The sequence below is a fragment of the Bradyrhizobium sp. G127 genome (assembly GCF_021502575.1).
GTDB lineage: Bacteria > Pseudomonadota > Alphaproteobacteria > Rhizobiales > Xanthobacteraceae > Afipia.
On record NZ_JAKFGN010000001.1, the window covers coordinates 2399652 to 2416987 of the forward strand.

20 protein-coding genes are annotated in these 17336 nt (G+C 62.1%); 11 read left to right on the forward strand and 9 right to left on the reverse strand.

Translation table 11 applies throughout. The features are described 5' to 3' along the window. Positions 1-242 precede the first annotated feature (242 nt). The 3 genes from LVY71_RS11335 (at position 243) to LVY71_RS11345 (ending at position 3068) form a co-directional block, all read left to right on the forward strand. The gene (locus LVY71_RS11335) at positions 243-1745 is read left to right on the forward strand and encodes a leucyl aminopeptidase (RefSeq protein ID WP_235099859.1); all 1503 of its coding nucleotides are present in this window, start codon (positions 243-245) and stop codon (positions 1743-1745) included. Between the two features lie 57 nt (positions 1746-1802). Beyond that, positions 1803-2255, forward strand: a complete 453-nt coding sequence (locus LVY71_RS11340) for a DNA polymerase III subunit chi (protein ID WP_235099860.1) — start codon at positions 1803-1805, stop codon at positions 2253-2255. A 306-nt stretch (positions 2256-2561) separates the two neighbouring features. Further along, positions 2562-3068 carry a hypothetical protein gene (locus LVY71_RS11345; RefSeq protein ID WP_502797555.1) on the forward strand — a complete coding sequence of 169 codons (507 nt, stop codon included), beginning with the start codon at positions 2562-2564 and terminating at the stop codon, positions 3066-3068. Between the two features lie 20 nt (positions 3069-3088). On the opposite strand, the gene abc-f is transcribed toward LVY71_RS11345, so the two are convergent. From abc-f to LVY71_RS11365, 4 genes are all read right to left on the reverse strand, one after another. Then, positions 3089-4960, reverse strand: coding sequence for a ribosomal protection-like ABC-F family protein (abc-f, locus tag LVY71_RS11350; protein WP_235099862.1), 1872 nt, complete (start codon positions 4958-4960; stop codon positions 3089-3091). Positions 4961-5094: 134 nt separating this feature from the next. Continuing rightward, positions 5095-5307: a hypothetical protein gene (locus tag LVY71_RS11355; RefSeq protein ID WP_235099863.1), complete on the reverse strand. Its 213-nt coding sequence runs from the start codon at positions 5305-5307 to the stop codon at positions 5095-5097. A gap of 190 nt (positions 5308-5497) precedes the next feature. After that, the gene (locus tag LVY71_RS11360) at positions 5498-5737 is read right to left on the reverse strand and encodes a hypothetical protein (RefSeq protein WP_235099864.1); all 240 of its coding nucleotides are present in this window, start codon (positions 5735-5737) and stop codon (positions 5498-5500) included. A gap of 158 nt (positions 5738-5895) precedes the next feature. Then, positions 5896-6165: a sulfur globule protein precursor gene (locus LVY71_RS11365; protein WP_235099865.1), complete on the reverse strand. Its 270-nt coding sequence runs from the start codon at positions 6163-6165 to the stop codon at positions 5896-5898. Between the two features lie 285 nt (positions 6166-6450). Here LVY71_RS11365 and ndk point away from each other — a divergent pair, with 285 nt between their 5' ends. Next, positions 6451-6873, forward strand: coding sequence for a nucleoside-diphosphate kinase (gene ndk / locus LVY71_RS11370; RefSeq protein ID WP_235099866.1), 423 nt, complete (start codon positions 6451-6453; stop codon positions 6871-6873). A 51-nt stretch (positions 6874-6924) separates the two neighbouring features. Next, positions 6925-7764 carry a TerC family protein gene (locus tag LVY71_RS11375; protein WP_235099867.1) on the forward strand — a complete coding sequence of 280 codons (840 nt, stop codon included), beginning with the start codon at positions 6925-6927 and terminating at the stop codon, positions 7762-7764. A gap of 60 nt (positions 7765-7824) precedes the next feature. Here LVY71_RS11375 and LVY71_RS11380 read toward each other — a convergent pair whose 3' ends face one another. Beyond that, positions 7825-8907 carry an autotransporter outer membrane beta-barrel domain-containing protein gene (locus LVY71_RS11380; RefSeq protein ID WP_235099868.1) on the reverse strand — a complete coding sequence of 361 codons (1083 nt, stop codon included), beginning with the start codon at positions 8905-8907 and terminating at the stop codon, positions 7825-7827. 317 nt (positions 8908-9224) lie between these two features. Here LVY71_RS11380 and LVY71_RS11385 point away from each other — a divergent pair, with 317 nt between their 5' ends. Both LVY71_RS11385 and LVY71_RS11390 read left to right on the forward strand, forming a co-directional pair. Beyond that, complete coding sequence (locus tag LVY71_RS11385) at positions 9225-9428, forward strand: cold-shock protein (protein ID WP_006020300.1); 204 nt, start codon at positions 9225-9227, stop codon at positions 9426-9428. 156 nt (positions 9429-9584) lie between these two features. Next, a complete protein-coding gene (locus LVY71_RS11390) occupies positions 9585-10925 on the forward strand; it encodes a PQQ-dependent sugar dehydrogenase (protein WP_235099869.1) in 1341 nt (446 codons plus the stop codon). 17 nt (positions 10926-10942) lie between these two features. Here LVY71_RS11390 and LVY71_RS11395 read toward each other — a convergent pair whose 3' ends face one another. Further along, on the reverse strand, positions 10943-11305 hold the full coding sequence (locus LVY71_RS11395) for a winged helix-turn-helix transcriptional regulator (protein WP_235099870.1): 363 nt from the start codon (positions 11303-11305) through the stop codon (positions 10943-10945). 169 nt (positions 11306-11474) lie between these two features. Here LVY71_RS11395 and LVY71_RS11400 point away from each other — a divergent pair, with 169 nt between their 5' ends. After that, positions 11475-12272, forward strand: coding sequence for an SDR family oxidoreductase (locus LVY71_RS11400; protein WP_235099871.1), 798 nt, complete (start codon positions 11475-11477; stop codon positions 12270-12272). Positions 12273-12316: 44 nt separating this feature from the next. On the opposite strand, the gene purN is transcribed toward LVY71_RS11400, so the two are convergent. Together purN and purM are read right to left on the reverse strand one after the other, a co-directional pair. Continuing rightward, complete coding sequence (gene purN, locus LVY71_RS11405; RefSeq protein ID WP_235100090.1) at positions 12317-12973, reverse strand: phosphoribosylglycinamide formyltransferase; 657 nt, start codon at positions 12971-12973, stop codon at positions 12317-12319. Positions 12974-12986: 13 nt separating this feature from the next. Further along, positions 12987-14060 carry a phosphoribosylformylglycinamidine cyclo-ligase gene (purM, locus tag LVY71_RS11410; RefSeq protein WP_235099872.1) on the reverse strand — a complete coding sequence of 358 codons (1074 nt, stop codon included), beginning with the start codon at positions 14058-14060 and terminating at the stop codon, positions 12987-12989. A gap of 165 nt (positions 14061-14225) precedes the next feature. Here purM and LVY71_RS11415 point away from each other — a divergent pair, with 165 nt between their 5' ends. Then, a complete protein-coding gene (locus tag LVY71_RS11415; RefSeq protein ID WP_235099873.1) occupies positions 14226-14771 on the forward strand; it encodes a CDP-alcohol phosphatidyltransferase family protein in 546 nt (181 codons plus the stop codon). Between the two features lie 54 nt (positions 14772-14825). Further along, entirely contained in the window at positions 14826-15509 is a 684-nt protein-coding gene (locus LVY71_RS11420) for a P-loop NTPase family protein (RefSeq protein ID WP_235099874.1), read from the forward strand. On the opposite strand, the gene LVY71_RS11425 is transcribed toward LVY71_RS11420, so the two are convergent. Beyond that, positions 15510-16265, reverse strand: a complete 756-nt coding sequence (locus LVY71_RS11425; protein ID WP_235099875.1) for an SDR family oxidoreductase — start codon at positions 16263-16265, stop codon at positions 15510-15512. Between the two features lie 129 nt (positions 16266-16394). Between LVY71_RS11425 and LVY71_RS11430 the strand changes: the two genes are divergently transcribed. Then, complete coding sequence (locus tag LVY71_RS11430; RefSeq protein WP_235099876.1) at positions 16395-17282, forward strand: AraC family transcriptional regulator; 888 nt, start codon at positions 16395-16397, stop codon at positions 17280-17282. Positions 17283-17336: the final 54 nt, after the last annotated feature.

The following is a 17336-nucleotide window of genomic DNA, read 5'->3' on the forward strand; positions in this document are numbered from 1 at the left end:
CAAAATGGCTGACCTGAGGCTGAGCGCAAAGTGTGGTTAATAAAACATTTGACGTGGCTTTCCGGCCACGCGATTCACGCTCAATCCGGCCGCACCGGGGACATGCTTGCCACGAAGCCAGTGCGCTTGGCAGCGCCTTCGGGAAAGCGCCATAGTGGGTTATCTCATGTCCCGAATCCGAAATTCCTGCTGGATTCGGGTCCCTTGGCTGCGCAAGCCGCGATGATTTGGAGGATTTGCTTATGACCGACGCCGTCAAGGTCGGCTTCGTACCGTTTTCCGCTGCCCCCCGCGGCGTTCTGGTGGTGTTTTGCGACGACACGCTGAAATTCGGCCCGGCAACGGGAAAGGCGCTCGGGGCAACCGCCTCCGCCGTGAAGCGAGCGGCCATCGCCAACCAGTTCAAGGGGAAAAGCGGTGCGGCACTGGATATTCTGGCGCCGGAAGGGCTCAAGGCGGGACGCTTGATCGTCATCGGCGTGGGCAAGCTCGCTGCGCTCAAGGACAGCGACTACATCAAGTTCGGCGGCAAGATCGCGGCCAAGATTTCAGCCGGCACCGAAGCGGTCACAATTCTCGCAGAACTTCCGTCGGGTGCGATGAAGGGATCGCAGGCGGCTGCGATTGCAACCGGTGTCCGTCTGCGGACGTATCGATTCGACCGCTATAAAACAAAGAAGAAGGACGGCGACAACGCGCCGCTGCGTGCGCAGTTCTCGGTCGCGGTGGCGGACGTCGCCGCCGCGCGCAAGGCCTTCGGCCCCGAGAATCACATTGTGGACGGCGTGCTGATCGCGCGCGAGCTCGTCAACGAGCCGCCGAATGTGCTGTTTCCTGCGGAGTTCGCGCGGCGTGCGACGCAATTGCGGAAGCTCGGCGTCCGCGTCGAGGTACTCGACGTTCCGGCCATGAAGAAACTGGGCATGGGCGCACTGCTCGGCGTCTCTCAGGGATCGGAGCATGACGGCCGCACTGTCATCATGCGCTGGAACGGCGGCAAGGCGGGTGAGCAGCCCATCGCATTCGTCGGCAAGGGTGTGTGTTTCGACACAGGCGGCATTTCGATCAAGCCTGCCGGCAGTATGGAAGACATGAAGGGTGACATGGGTGGCGCGGCCTGCGTCGTCGGCCTGATGCACGCGCTCGCCGCCCGCAAAGCCAAGGTCAACGTCGTCGGCGCGATCGGTCTCGTGGAGAACATGCCGGACGGCAACGCACAGCGCCCCGGCGACATCGTGACCTCGATGTCGGGACAGACCATCGAAATCATCAACACCGACGCCGAAGGCCGGCTCGTGCTGGCCGATGTGCTCTGGTACGTGGCGAAGAAGCACAAGCCCAGGTTCATGGTCGATCTGGCCACGCTCACAGGTGCGATTCTGGTCGCACTCGGCGTCGAATATGCAGGCATGTTCTCCAACAACGACACGCTTGCGGAGCGCCTGACCGCTGCCGGGCAGGAGACCGGCGAGCGGGTGTGGCGGATGCCGCTCGGTCCCGAATATGACAAGCAGATCGACTCGCAGTTCGCCGACATGAAGAACACCGGCAGCCGCAATGGTGGTTCGATCACTGCCGCGCAGTTCCTGCAACGCTTTGTCGACGACACGCCTTGGGCGCATCTCGACATCGCGGGTACGGCGATGGGCGTTCCCGCATCGGACCTCAGCCGCAGTTGGGGCTCGGGCTATGGCGTGCGCCTCCTCAACCGGCTGGTGGCGGACCATTACGAGGCGAAACGCTAATCAAAACTCGCGGGCGGCCTTTGCGCTTGTCCGCGAGACAACTCGAGGATCGGCGTGATGACGGAAATTCTGTTCTATCATCTGCAAGACACGACGCTTGAGCGCGTGTTGCCGCCGCTGCTTGAGAAGTCGCTTGAGCGTGGGTGGCGCGTGGCGGTGCAGACAGGTTCCGAGGAGCGCGCGGACGCGCTCGATGCGCATTTGTGGACATACCGCGAAGATTCGTTTCTGCCGCACGGGACATGGCGCGACATCGATGCGATGAGCCAGCCTGTTGTGCTTGTCATGGACGACGGCAATCCCAACAGCGCCAATGTCAGGTTCATCGTCGACAGCGCGGGGCTGCCCAAGGATTGCGCAACCTATGAGCGGGTCGTCATGGTTTTTAATGGGGATGACGACGAGGCGCTGGGCGCTGCGCGCGCCGCATGGTCGGACGGCAAGTCGCGCGGGCTCGATCTGACATACTGGCAGACCGATGAACGCGGCAAATGGCAAAAGCGCGCGTGAGCGGAATGCACAACCGCCGAGACGAGAGCCGCTCCTCATGCGCGGATACCGCGACCGTCTGCGTTAACAATACAGTCTTTTTTCGTTGACCTGACCGGCGGTTAGCCACCATGGTGCCGCAAAGGGATGGTGCAAGGCACTGCGGGCGGCGACGGGCGGGTGTTCCCTTCTCTCGATAACGCGACACGCAAATGATTGTTTATGCATTTGTCTTAAGGCTGAGCTGGTTCCGGAATGCGCGCGTGGCGCGCTGAAGTTGGTGTGAGAGATTTGAACGTCCTGCGTAAAAGCATCCCTGCACGACAGTTGGCGGCCCTTGCGATCGTGGCGCCGATGGTTGCTGGCTGCGGCGGGCTGTCCGATTTTTCGCTGAAGGACCAGGAGTGGTTTGCGCGGCCGGGCCGAATATTCAAGGCCGGCAACAGTTCCATTGAAACGCCGCCGCTCAGCCAGAACAAAGAAGTCACGCCGAACGATCTCATATCCTCCGACGGCCAATGTCCGGGAATGCCGGCGCCTGGTGCGCCGGCGGACGCCAATGCGTCGTCGGAAGGACAGCCGCCGGTGCAGCCTGTGGCGCCGGTCGCGCTCGGTCACACCGAATGCGACGTCGCGCGCGCGATTGCGATAGCGCCCGACAACGTGAACCTGTCGAACAATGCGCGCGGCGACCGTGTTGCCCTGATTACCTGGACGCACGGGCCGCGGCCCGGTGCCTATACGTTCACATCGGGACGTCTGACGGCGATCGAGCGCGTCGATGTGCCGGAGCCGGCGAAGCCGGTTCGCGGCGCAAAGAAGAAGCGCGCTTAAGCCCTTCTTCGTTCAAGACTTCATCCTGTCGCTTCGTCGTAGGACGAACTTGCCGCCAGCCATTCATCCTCCGCCCGTTGTAGCGCATCTGCTGCGCTGGCACGAGCTTTCGTGAGTTGCGTCGCCTGCTTCGGATCGCGCTTGAACAGATCCGGCAGCGCCAGCGCCGCATCGATTTTCTCGATGATTCCGGTAATGCGCGCGATTTCGTTTTCGGCGCTTGCGATCTGCTGCTTGAGCGGAACGCGTTTTTCGCTCTTCGGCCGCTGGGTTTTTTCGCGCGGGCCCGCGCGTTCGTTGCGATCGCGGGCGGACGATCTCATGCCGCGGGCGGTCAGCACCGAGCGGCGATAGTCGTCGAGGTCGCCGTCGTAAGGTGTCACCGCACGGTCGGCCACGACCCACAACTGGTCGGCGCAGGCCTCGATCAGGTAGCGGTCATGCGAGACCATGATGATCGCGCCGGGATAGTCATTGATGGCTTCCGCCAGCGCGGCACGGCTGTCGATATCCAGATGGTTGGTCGGTTCGTCTAGGATGATCATGTTCGGACCGTAGAACGTCGCGAGCCCGAGCAGCAGCCGCGCTTTCTCGCCGCCGGACAGTGAGCTGACTTTGGTGTCACCGGCCTTTCCCGAAAACCCGATCGCGCCGGTGCGGGCGCGAACCCTGGTTTCGGTCTCCTGCGGCATCAGCCGGCGCAGATGGTCGTAAGCCGAGCCTTCGAGATCGAGTTCGTCGGTCTGATGCTGCGCGAAATAACCAACCGACAGTTTATCCGCACGCACCACCTTGCCGGAAAACGGTGCCAGCTTGCCTGCCAGCAGTTTCACCAGTGTCGATTTGCCGTTACCGTTGGAGCCGAGCAGGGCGATGCGGTCGTCGTTGTCGATACGCAGAGTGACATGATTGAGCACCGGTTTTGCGGGATCGTAGCCAACGGATACGTCATCGACTGCAATGATCGGCGGCGACAGAAGTTTGTCCGGCACGGGAAACGTGATCTCGCGCACGTCCTGCGTGACGAGTGCCGTGACCGGCTTCATGCGCTCCAGCATCTTGACGCGCGACTGCGCCTGTTTTGCTTTTGAGGCCTTGGCCTTGAAGCGATCGACGAAGGCCTGCAATCGCTTGCGCTCGTCCATCTGCTTGCGGGCGTGCTTGGCGTCGAGCATCTCGCGGGTGGCGCGCTGCTCTTCGAAGGAGGAGTAGGTACCCTTGTAGAGCGTCAGCTTGCCGCGATCGAGATGCAGGATTTGGTCGACCGATGTGTCGAGCAGGTCGCGATCGTGGCTGATGACGATCACCGTCCGCGGATAGTTCGCGAGATGGTCCTCGAGCCAGAGCGTGCCTTCAAGATCGAGATAGTTGGTCGGTTCGTCCAGCAGCAGCAGGTCGGGTGCCGCGAACAGCGTCGCTGCCAGCGCGACGCGCATGCGCCAGCCGCCGGAGAATTCCGAACAGGACCGCGCCTGATCTGCGGTGGAAAATCCGAGACCCGACAGAATGGCGGCGGCGCGGGCAGGGGCAGAGTGCGCGTCGATGTCGACGAGCCGGGTCTGGATATCGGCAATGCGGTGCGGATCGTTGGCCGTCTCGGCTTCGCGCAGCAGAGCGTCGCGTTCGAGATCGGCCTTCAGTACCACCTCGATCAGGCTCTCGGGGCCATCGGGCGCTTCCTGCGCCAGACTGCCGACACGCCAGCGCGGTGGAATGGCAATCGAGCCGGATTCCGTCGGCAATTCGCCCCGAATCGCATGAAACAGCGTCGATTTACCAACGCCGTTGCGACCAACGAAGCCGACGCGAGCGCCGGGCACGATTTGCACCGTGCTGTGGTCGATCAAAAGGCGTCCGGCGATCCGGATCGAAATGTCATTGATGGAGAGCATGGCGGGCTTTTACGGAACAGCCCGCCGAACGCAACAGCTTTGTCAGATCGTTTATGACGGGCTGGCCATGCGTTTGCTGGCGCGACGTGCGCTGGCGCTTCGATCTCCGCGAGACCGGAGCGCGAATCCGGGACTCAATGTGTTTCGTCCACCATCTCCGGCACGATCGACGGTGCGCGTTCGCGGTCGAGTTCCGGCAAACGCGCGATAAGCGTGCGCAGGTGTTGTGACATCTCGGGCGACTCGCGGGTCAGCGCGTCGCGCAGTCTTTCCCCGATGCCCTGCAACACGGCCTCGCTGTGAATATGATCGAGATGGACGTCGGGAGCGTTCAAACGGGTCGGCATGGCCAAACTCCAAATCGCTTCAACTTGTATTCAATATCACGAGACCAATGCGGTGGAGCCGGGTTCGTTCAGTTGATTCATCGGCATGGTGTGAAATCGGTAAAAATTTAAATACCGGGAGCATGGAACTCCGGTGAGAAAAACCCCCGAACAGAACTCCTGCCGGGGGTTTGAGGCGGAACGATCTTGCTCAGAAGCAGACGTTCACGACGCGATAGCGCAATCCGTAGGGCGTGTGGACGAGGCGTTTCACATAGCAGCCACCGTAGCCGCCGCTGACGATGAATTTCGGGCCGCCCCAGTAGTGACCGTGGAAGCCGTGATGATGGTGATGATGCTTCCAGCCCTTGGCGGATGCAGCGGTCGGCATCATGGCAGTGATGGACAAGGCGGCGACGGCGGCCAGTCCGAGAACGAGTTTGCGCAGCATGACAAGTCTCCTTGCGTTCGGCGTGAGAGCGCCGGTGTTGAGCCCCTACATGTCGGTCGCCGTCTGAATGGGACCGGTTCGCCATGTCACCTGCGACAAAAAAGACCGGCCGCTGGTGACGGCCGGTGGTTGGTATTTCGGTCAGTTTGGCGCGTGGATCAGTAGCAGCGATTCACCGTCCGCCAGCGCGGTCCCCAAGGAGTCGGAACCAGGCGGCGCTGATAGCAGCCGGCGTAGCTGCCATAGTACCGAGGCGCGAAGCCGAAACGCGGCCCGCCGCCCCAGTGGCGGTGACCGTGATAGCCATGGCCGCCGCCATACATGGGACGAACGCTGTGCCATTCCCGCGCTGACGCGTCTGATGGAGTGAAGGCGGCGGTGCCAAGAGCCGCGATCGCAGCAAAGGCAAGAACGAGTTTACGCATCATGATGATCTCCTCGATTTAGGCATGGGGCGCAAACGCCGGACGCCGCTGAAAGTTGCCCTAACGCTAGTCCTTGAAACCTGAACTGAAGCGGCATGGCCGTGTCAGACGGGGTTCATCTCGATGAAATCGCGGTAAGTCTTGCGGGCGGGTTCCGGGAGAGGTATCGGGGGCGGGGTGCTGTCCATGCCGGACAAAGGCTGCTGGTATACCAGCTTGCCGACGCATCCCCGCGCCGTTATAAGCGCGGCAACCTTCCCAACACACCTGCTTCAAGGACAAAGTACTATGGCGATTGAGCGCACCTTTTCGATCATCAAGCCGGACGCGACCGCGCGCAATCTGACCGGCGCCGTGAACGCCATTATCGAGAAAGCTGGACTGCGCATCGTCGCGCAGAAGCGCATCCTGATGACTCGCGCGCAGGCCGAAACATTCTACGCCGTTCACAAGGCGCGTCCGTTCTTCGGCGAGCTGGTCGACTTCATGATCTCGGGACCTGTGGTGGTTCAGGTTCTCGAAGGCGAGGGCGCCATCCTGAAGTATCGCGACGCGATGGGTGCGACCGATCCGTCGAAGGCTGCTGAAGGCACGATCCGCAAGGCGCACGCCAGGTCGATCGGCGAAAATTCGGTGCATGGTTCGGACGCGGCCGAGACGGCGGCGATCGAGATCGCGCAGTTCTTCTCGGGGAATGAAATCGTCGGCTGAAAATTATTGGAAAAATAATGGCCGATAACAACAGGTCGGGGGGCCTTTAACGTGGATTGGTTGATTCAGATTTTCGATCCGGCGCACATCAGCGCCTGGTTCGTTCAGCTTGAGAACGAGATTCAGCACCCGCAATTCTGGGTCGCTCTCACCAAGATTATCTGGATCAACGTCCTGTTATCCGGCGACAACGCGCTCGTGATCGCGCTGGCCTGCCGCGGCTTGCAGCCCAAGCAGCGTGTGTGGGGCATGGTGCTTGGCGCGGGCGTTGCTGTCCTGCTCCGTGTCATCTTCACCGGCATCGTCGCGTCTCTCATGGCGCTGCCGTATCTGAAGCTGGTCGGCGGTCTCGCGCTGCTGATCATCGCGGCGAAGCTGCTGGTTCCCGAGAAGGAAGACGAGGACGGCGTGCAGGCTGCGGCCCACCTGTGGGCGGCGGTGCGCATCGTCGCCATCGCTGACATCATCATGAGCCTCGACAACGTCATCGCGGTCGCTGCCGCCGCCAACGGCAGCCTCGTACTGATGATGCTCGGTCTCGCCATCAGCATTCCGATGATCGTGGCGGGTGCCGCGCTCATCATGGCGCTGCTCGATCGCCTGCCGGCCCTGATCTGGCTTGGCGCCGCGCTGCTCGGCTGGATCGCAGGCGAGGTGATCGCCACCGATCCCGCCGTGGTGCCGTGGCTGCATCGCGTGCTCGACGGCCATATCGCGCTTGATCTCGATACCACGTCGACGCTGTTCGGCTTCGCCCGACATTTGCGGTTCGGCGGCGAGATCGGCGAGATCACGCTGGCGGTGCTGGGTGTGGTCGTGGTGCTGGTGGTGGGCTCGATCTGGCGCAAGCGCGCCCTGCGCGAACAACACGAAGCGCACGTCGCGGCGTAACTATAGAAACGAAATCTGGGATGTGAACTCGTCCCGGCCTTCGCCGGGTCGACGAGCGATTCACCACTTCAACTCGACACCTAACGTTCCCTGATGGGACTCAAAGCCGTCGCGGAACTTGCCATCGTAGTTGGCGTAGAACCGCACCGTGTTGCTGTAGATATAAGACGCTGCAGCGCCGGCATCCGCGCCGTTGCGGCTTTCGCGAATGCCTTGCACGTTGATCGCGTTGTTACCCAGGCTGACCTGAACGTCGCCGATATTCTGCGAGAAATTGTCGACGAATTTTCCGTAAGCCGACACGTCGATCGCCTGCTGGCCGATGATCCAGTAGTGCCCAACCTCGGCCCCGGCCAGCACGCGGGCGCGCTCGCCACGGGCGTCGGCGACGGACACCGGGCGGAAGCCGCCGGCTTCCGCGAAACTGTCCGTGCGCGCCGAGACGTATTCGAGCGCCACCTTAGGGACGATCCGGCTCTGGCCGAATGTATAGGCGTAGCTGACTTCGCCGAGCACGCCGTCGATGCTGCCGCGATAGTTGGCATAGGCGCTGCCGAGTGCTGTCGCGCGCAGCGAACTGATGCGGGCGAAGCCGTGAACCGCGGCCACCGCCACCGCCCATGGTCCAGTGACGTAGGACGCATTAACTCCGATCTGGGTCATTCCTAGCGTTGCACTTTGCAGGGCCAGCGGAACGTCGATCTGGGTGCGGCTCTCGTCAGCGGAAAAACCGATATTCAGGCCCGGCGCGATGGTGGCTCCAATGCCGCCGACAATGCCGAGTGCCTTGCGACGGTCGCCGACGAAGGTTCCCTGAGCCGCGGTGTGCGCGCTCGTGCCGTAACCTTCGGCCCACGTCCGGTACAGCGGCTGGGCGGTCGTCTGCGACGCGCCGCCGCCGCCGGAATTGTCGCGCGCGGCGAAGCCATAGACCGCTTCGCGGCCGAGGCGCTGCAGGAAGTTGCTGCCGATATCGAACTGGGCGGCGTGGGCGGCGAACTGGCTGTTGTTGTCGGCCGGGCCTGGAAAAACCGGCGGGACGAATTGCGCGTCGGCAGTCGAGATTCCGCAAATGCCGACGGCCGCAAACCCGGCGGCGAACACCAGCTTCTTCCGGCTCAGACTCGCTCGCGGAATTTTCATAAGAAACGGAACTCAAAAGGAATTTGCTGCAATTGCGCTCCTGATGTGCCCTGAATCCAAGGGGTGCGTCAATGTTTCACGATTTGGCGCGTGGGCCATTCGCGCGTCGTGTGATCCGCTTGCCACACGCCGCGTGCTTGCTGCCCACTTGCTAAGCTGAAATTTTCGTGTTGGGATTAAGGCCGCAATCGGATTTGGGCCGTTCGGCTGTGCGTTTGGAAGACGATAAATCCTGCAAAACTGGTGAAGCCCGCTAACGGCGTGGCACGCGTGAAGCGTGACCGCGTCTTTTTTATATTTGGACGAGGAGGCAGACGTTGGCAAAAGGTACGGTCAAGTGGTTCAACCCGACCAAGGGTTATGGATTCATCAAGCCGGCGGTCGGCGACAAGGACGTGTTCGTTCACATCTCGGCGGTTGAGCGCGCCGGACTCTCGACGCTGAACGAAAACCAGACCGTCGAGTACGACCTTGTGGAAAATCGCGGCAAGTCATCGGCGGAAAACCTGAAGGTTTCGTGATTTCGTTGACTCGGGATCTGATGCTCCCCCGGCAAAAAGCCGGGGGTTTTTGTTTTTCGGGGCGACGACGCAATGGGCTGAATTCTGCGTGATTGCGGCGGATCGTATGAACATTGGGCGAGCCCGTGCGTTGCTGGCGGACATCGAGGACCGACCATGCACAGCACCAGCCGGAATATTCTTCTGCTTTCAGCGCTTGCCCTGACCCTTGCCGCCTGCAACGAAAAAGCAGACGTCCCCATCGAGCAGGGCTATGGCCCGCAGCCGACGCTCCCGGAGCCGAAAAGCTCGTGGATCCCCACGCTTAATATCGCTCCCGCTAACCGTTGGCCGACGGGCGAAAAACCCACGGCCGCGGAAGGCTTCTCCGTTGCCGCGCTGGCATCCGGACTGGACCATCCGCGCACGCTGTTTGTGCTTCCTAACAGCGACATTCTGGTCGCGGAGACCAACGCACCGCCAAAGCCGGACGACGGCAAAGGCATCAAGGCATGGGTTCAGAAGAAGGTCATGGGCCGCGCCGGTGCGTCAACGCCGAGCGCTAACCGCATCACGCTCCTGCGCGACGCCGATAACGACGGCAAGGCCGAAACGCGTTCAATTTTTCTGGAAGGCTTGAACTCGCCGTTCGGCATGGCGCTGGTGGGACATGATTTCTATGTCGCCAACAGCGATGCGATCATGAAGTTCACCTACCGCGACGGCGACACCAAGATCACGACGCCCGGCATCAAGGTCGCCGATCTGCCGGGCGGCCGCATCAACCATCACTGGACCAAAGATCTCGTCGCAAGTCCGGACGGCACCAAACTGTATGCAACGGTCGGCTCCAACAGCAATGTCGGGGAGAACGGCATGGAAGCCGAAAAAGATCGCGCGGGAATTCTTGAGATCGACATCGTGACGGGTTCGTCGCGGGTGTTCGCATCCGGCCTGCGCAATCCGAACGGGCCTTCGTGGCAGCCGCAGAGCGGGGCGCTGTGGGTCGCGGTCAATGAGCGCGACGAGATCGGCAGCGATCTCGTTCCGGACTACATGACCTCCGTTAAAGACGGTGGCTTCTACGGCTGGCCCTACAGCTACTATGGCCAGCATGTCGATGTCCGGGTGCAGCCGCAGCGGCCCGATCTGGTCGCCAAAGCGATCGTGCCGGATTATGCGCTCGGCCCACATACGGCGTCGCTCGGGCTGACGTTCTATCAGGGCGATTTGTTTCCGGCCTCGTATCAGGGCGGCGCGTTCGTCGGCCAGCACGGCTCGTGGAACAGGAATCCGCGCAGCGGTTACAAGGTGATCTTCGTGCCGTTCAAGGACGGCATGCCGTCCGGCCCGCCGCAGGACATTCTCACCGGCTTCCTCAACGACAAGGGCGAGGCGCGGGGCCGCCCGGTCGGCGTCAAGGTCGACAATCAGGGCGCGCTGCTGGTGGCGGACGACGTCGGCAACACGGTGTGGCGCGTCACGCCCGCTGCGAAGTCGGCGTCGTCGGCGAAGTAGTCACTCCAACGGTCCGCCTAGTTCTTTTGTTCAGCCCACGCCAGTATGGCATCAAGGGCTGGACAAAGCGCCTGGCCCCATGCAGTGAGACGATACTCCACCTTCGGCGGGACTTCGGGATAGGCGAAGCGTTCGACGATGCCGTCGGCTTCGAGCTGACGCAATTGCTGGATCAGCATTTTTTGCGACACCGCCGGGATGGCGCGCTCCAGCTCCGAAAATCGCAGCACCGAACTGCCGAACAAATGGAAGAGGATCAACATCTTCCATTTGCCTTCCAGCATCTGGAAAGCAGCCTCGACACCTTCGGCTGCCGTCGCCGGTGTATGATCTGGGTTACTTTTAGGTATGTACCGAACTTTTTTGTCTGTTCTTGTCATTTATGCAGCTTAGGGCCAGCTTCGCCTGATCGCAATCGATCAAGGATTTGGATGGAATGACTGTTTCCCTTCCCGGGATTGTGGGTACCCGTTTCATCGTCGGTCCACTGAAAATCACTTATTTCGTCAATGTTGCCGGAGACGGCATTCGTTCGCGGGAGATCGGCCTATGACTGGGCCGGTTTTCAAGATCGATCCGGACGAGTTTGCCGGCAAGACCATTCTCGTAACCGGCGGGACCATGGGTGCGGGCGAAGCGATTGTTCGCCGCTTCGCGGCGGCGGGTGCAACTGTGGTGACGTCGGCACGCTCCAAACCTGCGGGCGATCTGCCGGCGCTGTTCGTCGCTGCAGACCTGAGTACGCGCGAAGGCGTTGACAACCTGACGGATGCGCTCGACCGCAAGGTCGCTGCGATCGACATCATCGTTCACACGCTTGGCGGATCGAAAACGCCAGGCGGCGGCTTTGCCGCCATCAGTGATGCGATGTGGCAAGGCGAATTCAATCTCAATTTGATGCCGGCAGTGCGTCTGGACCGCGCGCTGCTGCCCGCGATGATCGAACGCGGGACAGGTGTGGTGATTCATATTTCCAGCATCCAGCGGCGATTGCCCCTGTATGAATCGACCACGGCCTATGCAGCAGCCAAGGCCGCGCTATCGACCTATTCCAAGGCGCTGTCGAAGGAGGTCGGTCCCAAAGGTGTGCGCGTGACCTCGGTGTCGCCAGGCTGGATCAACACCAGCGCCGCCCAGGCGATGGTCAAGCGCATCGCGCAGTCGGGCGGCCTCGACGAAACGGCTGCGCGCCAGAGTGTGCTGGACGCTCTGGGCGGCATCCCCATCGGCAGGCCTGCATGGCCCGAAGAGGTGGCGGAACTGGTGGCCTTTCTAGCGTCTGACCGTGCAGCCTCGATCCACGGCGCGGAATACACCATCGATGGCGGGACTGTTCCAGTGGTGTGAGCAATCGGCAACGCACGGCGGGCGTCCGATCCGGCGTGCGAAGTTCAGATGATCGCAGGCGAGATCAGCGTGTCGTCGGGACTGCCGCTCGCTTCGGTCTTGCACTGGCCATTTTCAATCCGCGTGCCGCCGCCAGCGACGAGCCGCAACGCATCGGGATAAATCCGGTGCTCGACGCCGAGCACGCGCGCGGCCAGTGTTTCCGGCGTGTCGCCATCAAGTACCGCGACTGCGCCTTGCATGATGATCGGGCCGGAATCCATTTCCGGCACCACAAAATGAACTGTCGCACCGTGAATCTTGACGCCGTCCGCCAGTGCCCGCTCGTGGGTATGCAGCCCGCGATAGGACGGCAGCAGGGCGGGGTGGATGTTAAGCATCCGGCCATCCCAACGCGTGACGAACCATGGCGTCAGCAGGCGCAGGAAGCCGGCGAGGCAAACCAACTCGATGTTGTGAGCGACAAGTGTCTCGTGCAGCTTGCGTTCGAACGCTTCGCGATCCTTGCCGAACGGCTTGCTTTCGATGGTTGCGGTTTCGATGCCGGATTCGGCGGCCTTCGTCAGACCACCGGCGCCTGCGATGTTGGAGATTACCAGAACAATCCCGGCGGGAAAATCTTCGGCCTTCGCCGCTTCGATCAGCGCGGTCATATTCGAGCCGCGCCCGGAAATCAGAATGGCGACGCGGCGCTTTTCCAGATTCCCGGCCATCTCAGTCCGCCAGATTGAGGTGGCCGCCGTAGATCACGCGCTCGTCGCCGGACGCCTCGACGACTTCGCCGAGATCGACCACACGCTCGCCGGCTTCCGCGAAAATCTCCATGACCTCGACAAGCTGCTCGCGCCTGACAATGGCGACCATGCCGATCCCGCAGTTGAAGGTGCGCAGCAGTTCGAGTTCGGCGATATTGCCTTCCGCCGCCAGCCACTTGAACACCGGCAGCACGGGCACGGCGGCAAGATCGATGCGGACGCCGAGATGTTTCGGCAGCACGCGCGGAATGTTATCGGTGAAGCCGCCGCCGGTGATATGCGCGAGACCCTTGACCGCGCCGGTCTGGCGGATCGCCGCGAGGCACGACTTCACATAGAGCTTCGTGGGCGTAAGCAGCGCGCCGCCGAGCGTCATCACGGGCGCGAAAGGGGCCGGTGCATCGAACGCGACGCCGGATTTTTCCACCACCTTGCGCACCAGCGAGAAGCCGTTGGAGTGAACGCCGGAGGAGGCGAGGCCGACCACGGCGTCGCCGGGTCCGATGTCCTTGTGCGGCAGCAGCGTGCCGCGCTCGGCCGCGCCGACCGCGAAACCTGCGAGATCGTAGTCGCCGTCCTTGTAGAGGCCCGGCATCTCGGCGGTCTCGCCGCCGATCAGCGCGCAGCCGGATTCGCGGCAGCCTTCAGCGACGCCCGCCACGATCGAGGCGGTGGCTTCGGGGTCGAGCTTGCCGCAGGCGAAATAGTCCAGAAAGAACAGCGGCTCCGCACCCTGAACCACGAGGTCGTTGACCGACATCGCCACCAGATCGATGCCGATGCCGCCGTGTAGCCCGGTTTCGATGGCGATCTTGACCTTGGTGCCGACGCCGTCGGTAGCGGCGACCAGGATCGGGTCCTTGAAGCCTGCCGCCTTGAGGTCGAACAGCCCGCCGAATCCGCCGATTTCGGCGTCAGCGCCCGCCCGAGCCGTGGCGCGGACCAGCGGCTTGATGAGGTCCACCAGCCGGTTTCCGGCGTCGATATCGACGCCGGCGGATGAATAGGTCAGGCCGGATTTCTGATCGGTCATGCCAAGTTTCCGAGAATAAGCCGGTGGTTACGTCGGATTTTGCGCTGGCGCAATGGCCGGAAGGGCGGCTGTGCATAGCTATGTGGAATGCGGCCGATGGTCCGAGGGCGAATCCTATGCAAGGCCGAGTTGGGTCGCTAAAACAAAGCAGCCGGGAACAATCGCGTGAATCTGCCGAACATCATTACCTTGGGCCGCATCCTGCTGGTGCCGGTCATCGTCTGGGCGATTGCGTCGAACCAGATGACCATCGCCTTCGTCATCTTCGTGGTGGCGGGGGTCAGCGACGCCATCGATGGCTTTCTTGCCAAGCGCTTCAACATGACCACCGAGATTGGAGCGCTGCTTGATCCGGTCGCCGACAAGGCATTGCTGGTCTCGATCTATGTCACGCTCGGCATTTCGGGCGACATTCCGCGCTGGCTGGTGATCCTGGTGGTGTCGCGCGATTTCATGATCGTCGGTGCCGTGATTATTTCATGGATACTCGATAATCCGGTTCCGATGAAGCCGCTGATGGTGTCCAAGCTCAACACCGTGGCGCAGGTGGCCTTTGCGGCGCTGGTGCTGGCTTCGCTCGGTTTCCAGTTCAATGCGTCGCCCTACGAGATCATTCTGGCGGGATTCGTCACGGTCTTGACGCTGCTTTCGGTGTCCTTCTATCTCGTGGATTGGGCACGGCACATGAGCGCGACTGCGCCGATTCCGTGATATGATTTTATAGTTGCATGTTGCGTAGGCCGGGCACTCCGGCAGGAGTTTTGCGTGGTAGCTCGCGTCCGCCCCCGTCAATTGGCCCTTGCGCTGCCGCATGCGGAAAGCCTCACCCGCGACAATTTTCTGGAAGGCGCCGCCAACGCGCAGGCGCTGGCCCTGATCGACGCGTGGCCGGACTGGCCGAACCGCGTCATGATGCTGGTCGGTCCTGAAGGCAGCGGCAAAAGTCATCTCGCATCGATTTGGGCAACGGAAGCGGGCGCGCGGTCGGTGGCGGCGCATACGCTCACTGCGGTCAACGTGCCCGGTGAACTGGCCACTGGCGCATTGGTGGTGGACGATCTTAATCCGGGTGGGTTCGACGAGCGCGCGCTGTTTCACCTGATGAACCTCGCGCGTGAGGATGAAGCCTTTGTCCTGATGACGGGACGGACTCCGCCCTCGGTCTTTGCGGTGGAGTTGCGCGACCTGCGCTCGCGGCTGCGCGCGCTGCCGGTGGTGACGCTGACGCCGCCGGACGACCAGTTGTTTCGTGCGCTGATCGTCAAGTTCTGCGCCGACCGGCAGATGACCATGGACGAAAGCATCGTCAGCTATCTCGCCACCCGCATCGAGCGCTCGTTCGCGGCGGCGCGGCAGGCGGTGGAACTGCTCGATGCGGAGGCGCTGCGCCAGCGCCGGCCGGTGACTCGTGCGCTGGCGGCGGAAGTGCTCAGGGATTCTGCGGCCTGATCATATGCCCTGACCGCCGGACACCTCGATCCGCTGTGCGTTGACCCATCGATTGTCGGCGGACAGCAGGCTCGCGATCATGAGGCCGATGTCGTCGGGAAGGCCGACCCTGCCAAGGGCTGTCATATTTGCAAAGATCTTGTTGATCTCCGGGTTGTCACGCACGGTGCCGCCGCCGAAATCGGTTTCGATCGCGCCGGGCGCCACGGTATTGACGGTGATCCCGCGCCCGCCCAGTTCCTTGGCCATGTAACGGGTCAGCACTTCGACCGCGCCCTTTACCGCCGCATAAGCGCCATATCCGGGAAACGACGTCCGGGTGAGGCCCGAGGACAGGTTCACGATACGCCCGCCGTCTGCGATCAGCGGCAGCAGCGTCTGGGTCAGGAAGTAAACGCCCTTGAAGTGAACGTTGACCAGTCCGTCGAACTGGGCCTCGGTGGTTTGACCGATCAGGGCGTAGTCGCCGTGACCGGCGTTGTTCACGAGATGATCGAACGTCTCACGCTGCCAGGTCTCTCGCAGCGTGGCTCGCAGTCGTTCGGCGAACGGCGCAAAAGCGGCGATATCGCCGGTGTCGAGTTGAAGCGCGACGGCCTTCCTGCCCATTGCCTGAATCTCGGCTACAGCGGCCTGTGCGTCCGCGCTGCGGCTCTGATAGGTAAGAACGACATCGCCTCCATGGCGGGCGACATTGAGTGCGGTATTGCGGCCGAGGCCGCGGCTGGCACCGGTAATAAGGGTGATCTTGGTCATGTCCGTCTCCTGAGTTGACCACCCCGATATGCAGCCGGGAGGACAGGCGCGGTTGCCGGAATCTCGCCGTTACTTGCCTAATTCTCCAAATGACGTGCGCGTTCGGCGGGGACGGAGTAGGCTCGCCTCATGACCACGCTGCTTTCCGCCGTTCGCCGTTATTCCGAAGCGCATGCTGACGGTAGCGGTATCGCGCGAACCCCGATTTCGGGGCTGACAACCGTGCGCGCGATGACACCTTCGGAACTCGACTACGCGATCCCTCGACCGCTTGTCGCTCTTGTGGTGCAGGGATCCAAGCAAGTCACGATGGGAGCACATACCTTCACATTCGGCGCAGGCGATTCATTGCTGATCACCGCAGATGTGCCGACGGTCAGTCAGATTACGCGCGCGAGCGTTGCCGCGCCGTATTACTCTTTCGTGCTGGAACTCGATCCCGCAACGATCGCGGAGCTTGCGATGCAGGCGGGTGCAGTGGCTCCGGCAGCCGACGATGTGCCCGTGCGGGTCGAACCGACCGATGGCGAGGTCGCCGATGCCGCGTTGCGGTTGATGCGGCTGCTTGATCGACCGTCATCGATTCCGGTGCTGCAGGCTCAGCTTGTGCGAGAAATGCATTACTGGCTGCTCGCGGGGCGGCACGGATCGGCAATACGCCGCCTAGGCTGGCCGGATGGCCACCTTCAAAGGGTGGCCCGTGCGGTGGCGGTGCTGCGGACCGAGTTCGCACGACCGTTGCCAGTCGAACGGCTTGCCGCCGTGGCGGGAATGAGTCTGTCATCATTCCATCAGCATTTTCGCAGCGTCACCTCGCTCTCGCCGTTGCAGTTCCAAAAGCAGTTGCGTCTCATTGAGGCGCGCCGGCTGATGATGTCGGAAGGCATTTCTGCAAGCAGCGCTGCATTTACAGTAGGTTATGAGAGTGTGCCGCAATTTACGCGAGAGTATCGACGGACATTTGGCCTGCCGCCGGTCCGGGACACAGAAGCCGCAAGGAACAGGGCGTCGGCTTGAGGCAAGAGATTCCCGTCGCTCGTTCGGGATCTGTAAGGCTGCGGCCTGACAGCG